Origin of the sequence: Acinetobacter sp. A3, from assembly GCF_012371415.1 — a bacterium.
In the GTDB taxonomy this organism is placed as follows: domain Bacteria; phylum Pseudomonadota; class Gammaproteobacteria; order Pseudomonadales; family Moraxellaceae; genus Acinetobacter.
In genome coordinates this window covers 1-4,801 of sequence record NZ_JAAZQW010000074.1, presented here as the reverse complement: position 1 = coordinate 4,801, position 4,801 = coordinate 1, and the positions used below count along the sequence as shown (strand labels likewise).

Here is a 4,801-nt window from a genome sequence, read left to right as displayed (position 1 = left end):
TATTTCATTGCAAGTTTTTTTAAAATTTAATACCTAAATTGTATGTGTTTGACTATATTTGTCAATATAATTATTTGATATCAATCACTCTTTTCAAAAAAATAACCCTTGATCGATTCAAGGGTTATTTTTTGACTTTTTTAAACTTCAGGATGTACTTGGCATAAAGCACTTGTACATCCTCATCTCAAGTTTAGTCTTCCAGTTCATCTGGGTTTTTAATCAGATGAATCATCGCTAAGACCAATCCACCCCATAGCACCACAGTTGAAATGAGCAACATCACAATTGCCGATGTATTCATATTATTTCTCCGCTGCGTCGTGGTCTTTTAAACGGCTAAGCATTACTGCACCAATTACAAATAGCAGCACTGTACCCCCACCCACGGTGAGTAAAATATGTAATGGATAGCCACTATAGCCTTCTGCAAAAATAGATTTAAGGGTTAAACCTAAAGCAACCAATAAAGAAAGTGGTGTGACTACAGTTAAGAGAAAATTCCACCCCCAACCCAATTTGATGCTTGAGTATTGATTGACATGTGTTTGCAGTTCTTTAAGCAATGGACGACGGAACCAAGTCACCAAAATAATTGACAATAAACCACCACCGACAATACCAATGTTATTGGCAAAGTAGTCAATGATGTCTACAAAAGTAATTGCGCTGTGGGTAGAGAATAACAGGGTTGAAATAATCGCCGAACCACCTGCAATAATGGTCACTGCACGTTTACGAGACCAACCCAGTTTGTCTTGGAAAGCAGCAATAGGGACTTGTAGAATACTCACCATTGAAGTCACACCAGCAACGGTCAATGAAGCAAAGAACAAGAAACCGAATAGATCGCCACCTGCACCGAGGCTTGAAATAATTTTTGGGAATGCAATAAACGCAAGACCAATACCACCAGAAACTACTTCATCTACCGATGAACCAGCGCTGTAGGCCATGAAACCAAGCGCAGCAAAAATACCAATACCCGCTAGAATTTCAAATGAAGAGTTGGCCAATGCCACCACCAAGCCAGAACCTGTCAAATTGGTTTTACGCTTTAAGTAAGATGAATAGGTCAGCATGATCCCGAATCCGACTGAAAGCGAGAAGAAGATATGACCAAAGGCAGCTAACCAAACTTTATAGTTCGCCATTGCTTCCCAGTTTGGGGTAAAGAAAGCATTTAAGCCATCTACCGCACCAGGTAAACGTAAAGCTTGAATCACCAAAATGGAGAATAAAATCACCAACAATGGCATAAAGATTTTATTCGACAGCTCCACCCCTTTTTTGACCCCACCATATAAAATGAACATCACCACCGTCCACACGATGACTAATCCAATAAATAAAGTCGGTACAAAACCGAAAGCTAAGCCTTCACCATTTTGCAAATAGGTCGAGAAGAAGAATTTTTCTGTATCTGCACCCCATTGTTGACCAATGGAATAGAACATATAGCTGCCCGCCCAAGACAACACGCTGGCATAGTAAATCCCAATCAACAAAGTCACCATCACTTGCCACCAACCAAGTGATTCGCTGTTCATCAGCTTTTTATAAGCCGTTGGTGGTGCTTTACGGTACTTATGCCCGACTGCATAGTCCAAAAACAACAATGGCAAACCTGCGGCAAAGATCGCAATTAAATACGGAATTAAGAATGCGCCGCCACCATTTTCATACGCAACATAAGGGAAACGCCAAATATTGCCTAGCCCGACCGCAGAACCAATGGCTGCAATAATGAAGCCTGATCGTGCGGACCAACTCTCTCGAGAATCTGTCATAGAACACCTAAACTTCAGAATATTTTTTACTGCTTGTTTTTAATTTTAACCTTTTATATAAATAAACCTGCTTTTTCATTAGCTTAAATTTACTTAAATAACGGTACTTTAGCGCATACAAAAAATATTCTGCAAAAAATGAAAATCTGGGTGTTTGCTTTAGAGTTACACCTTGTGAGCGTCATGATCTAAAGATCAAACAGCGAAATATTCAGAAAATCTTGCTTAAAGTTTTTACAAAATATTGCGCTTTTGTATGGCTTAACAATACTCATTTTTGAACAATTTTTCTGTAAATTCTGCTCAGAAAGATGCTTTTTATATGCACTTTTTTAATCAAACGTTCAAATTCCATTCCATTTCGACTTGATTTTTTAGTTATAAATAATATAACTATTTGAAATGTGTTTTTTAGCTTGTTCTGATTATTTTACTTTTCATTCATTCTAAGCAGCGCCGAAGTCGTTTTTAAATCACTACAGCGCTAGGTAAATTACACAAAAAAGAGCAATGCCTTAACGCTTAATTACCAATAAACGTTCTTCCTGCATATCACGAATGGCAGATTGAATCCCTTCTCGCCCTAAACCTGAATCTTTCACGCCACCATAAGGCATATTGTCCACGCGGAAGGATGGGATATCATTAATAATCACACCACCCACCTGCAACTGCTCCCATGCATACAGCATTTTGTCCAGACTCTTTGTATACACACCTGCCTGTAAACCAAAACGGCTTTGATTAATACGCGCAATCCCTTGTTTAAAAGATGAATATTTTTCCAAAATGGCAACTGGCCCAAAGACTTCATCTTTATATACTTCTAAGTTTGGATCGACCTGTTCCAATAAAGTCGGCTCAAACATCACCCCTTTGAGTTCCCCACCGACCAACATTTTCGCACCTTTCTTCACTGCCTTATCGACCCATTTTTTCAGACGCTGCGCTTCAGAAGTCTTAATCATTGGGCCAACTAGCGTCGTGTCTAAATCTGGGTCTGCCGCTTTGATTTTTTTCAGCTGGCTGACCATTTTCTTTTTCAGATCAGCATATATATCTGCATGCACTAAAATACGTTGCACACTAATACACACCTGCCCTGCATGATTATATGCCCCGCCAATGAGACGATTGATCAGCGCATCATTCAATTCTGTATCAGGTTCAATCATCACTGCTGCATTGCCGCCCAATTCTAAGGTCACTTTTTTACGGCCTGCACGGGCTTTCATATCCCAACCCACAACATCTGAACCCGTAAAACTCAACAGCTTAAAACGGTCATCGGTCACTAAAACATCCGCTTGTTCCCGCTCACAAGGCAATACCGAAAAAGCACCTTTAGGTAAATCTGTTTCTGCTAACACTTCTGCAATTTTTAATGCTGAAATAGGGGTAGCACTGGCAGGTTTCAGTACAAAAGGACAACCTGCTGCAATGGCAGGCGCAATTTTATGTGCAGTTAAATTCAGTGGAAAATTAAACGGACTAATTAAAGATACTGCACCAATCGGCACATGCTTGACCATCCCTTGATAATTTGCAGCAGCAGCCGTCACAGCCAAAGGCAAAATGCGCCCTTCATCTAATTGCGATACAGCGTCTGCCGCAATTTGGAAGGTATTAATTAAACGCTCCACCTCTGCCATTGCAGCCATGCGTGGCTTTCCACCTTCAGCTATTAGAATGTCAACCAATTCTTCACGCATATCTTGGAAACGCTGCACACAATGCAGCAGAATTTTTTGCTTTTGAAAAGGCTGTAATTTTGCCATTTCAGCTTCTGCTTTTACCGCAGCACGAATGGCTTTTTCCAGCGTTTTGGCATCTGCAAGTGCAACACGAGCGTACAATTTTTGAGAATATTTATGCTGAACGTCTAACCATTGCCCTGTTTCTAGCGCTTTACTGGCCACATAAAGCGGATAATCCACGGGATGATTGATATTTTGCATACTAAAATCCTCTGTTTTTGACACGAATAGGCTGTATTTTTTGCAAGAATTTTCATTCAAGAAAATGTATGATGCACTAAATTGGACAATAGCGCATAAGATATAGACATCCTATGCAAAATCACAATTTAAATCCAATCACGACAAAATGATGTCTACAAAATTTTAGAGTTCTTATGATCACCATACCACGTTTTGCTTTAGCACTCAGCCTTGCTGGCTGTTCATTTGCACATGCCGATATCATTGGTGTAAAAGCCAGCCTAGATTACTGGAAATACAGTACAGACTGGACTCAAACGCAACTCTCACCTGAGCTTGATGATGATTATGCCCTACCTTTTAGCGTTTCAGTCGAGCATCCTGTGCCATTTTTGCCCAATGCAAAAATTAAACACACCAATTTACAGGCCGAAAGTGAACAAAGTGTTGCAGGTGTAAAAACCCATCAGCTCGATTTAGACTATTCAGATTTCATTTTATATTATGAAATTTTAGATAATATTGTTGCAGCAGATGTTGGGATTGGCGCTAAACTCATTGAGGGTGATTTAAAATCTAATCTGTTCCAAACTCAGGAAGTCAGTGAAACTTTGCCAATGCTGTATGCTGAAGCTGCAGTAAAGTTACCATTTACAGGATTAAGTGCTAAAGCTGAAGCCAATTACGCTAAAAATAGTGACAATGAAGTGCGTGATGCTCAAGCAGAAATTAAGTATAACTTTATTGATGCGATTCTGGTGGATGTCGGTTTAAAAGCGGGTTATCGCATCTTAGACATTAAACTGAATCAAGATTCCAACCAAGAAACTCAATTAGAGTTTAAAGGTCCATATTTAGGCTTAGAAGCACATTTCTAAGTATTTGATATTCATATAAGTTTAAAACCCTTAAATTATATTTAAGGGTTTTTTATTCTTCTTAACATTTTATTTTATGCATAAAAAAACACCCTCAACGTTAGTTGAGGGTGTTTGAATAATGAGCTGGCGATGACTTACTCTCACATGGGTAACCCCACACTACCATCAGCGCGAAGAGGTTTCACTTCTG

General features: G+C 39.4%; 4 protein-coding genes. 1 reads left to right on the top strand and 3 read right to left on the bottom strand.

What is annotated here, in order from left to right; all coding sequences use genetic code 11:
• Positions 1–193: 193 nt before the first annotated feature.
• From HHA42_RS13135 to HHA42_RS13125, 3 genes are all read right to left on the bottom strand, one after another.
• On the bottom strand, positions 194–304 hold the full coding sequence (locus HHA42_RS13135; protein WP_168418353.1) for a methionine/alanine import family NSS transporter small subunit: 111 nt from the start codon (positions 302–304) through the stop codon (positions 194–196).
• Position 305: 1 nt separating this feature from the next.
• Complete coding sequence (locus tag HHA42_RS13130) at positions 306–1,790, bottom strand: sodium-dependent transporter (RefSeq protein ID WP_168418354.1); 1,485 nt, start codon at positions 1,788–1,790, stop codon at positions 306–308.
• Between the two features lie 515 nt (positions 1,791–2,305).
• A complete protein-coding gene (locus HHA42_RS13125; RefSeq protein WP_168526833.1) occupies positions 2,306–3,748 on the bottom strand; it encodes an aldehyde dehydrogenase family protein in 1,443 nt (480 codons plus the stop codon).
• Positions 3,749–3,924: 176 nt separating this feature from the next.
• On the opposite strand from HHA42_RS13125, the gene HHA42_RS13120 reads away from it, so the two are divergent.
• The gene (locus tag HHA42_RS13120) at positions 3,925–4,608 is read left to right on the top strand and encodes a TIGR04219 family outer membrane beta-barrel protein (protein WP_168526831.1); all 684 of its coding nucleotides are present in this window, start codon (positions 3,925–3,927) and stop codon (positions 4,606–4,608) included.
• Positions 4,609–4,801 lie beyond the last annotated feature (193 nt).

Bases quoted from the DNA above. Each gene is read 5' to 3' on its own strand.
- HHA42_RS13135 (WP_168418353.1), bottom strand. From the start codon at position 304: ATGAATACATCGGCAATTGTGATGTTGCTCATTTCAACTGTGGTGCTA.
- HHA42_RS13130 (WP_168418354.1), bottom strand. From the start codon at position 1,790: ATGACAGATTCTCGAGAGAGTTGGTCCGCACGATCAGGCTTCATTATT.
- HHA42_RS13125 (WP_168526833.1), bottom strand. From the start codon at position 3,748: ATGCAAAATATCAATCATCCCGTGGATTATCCGCTTTATGTGGCCAGT.
- HHA42_RS13120 (WP_168526831.1), top strand. From the start codon at position 3,925: ATGATCACCATACCACGTTTTGCTTTAGCACTCAGCCTTGCTGGCTGT.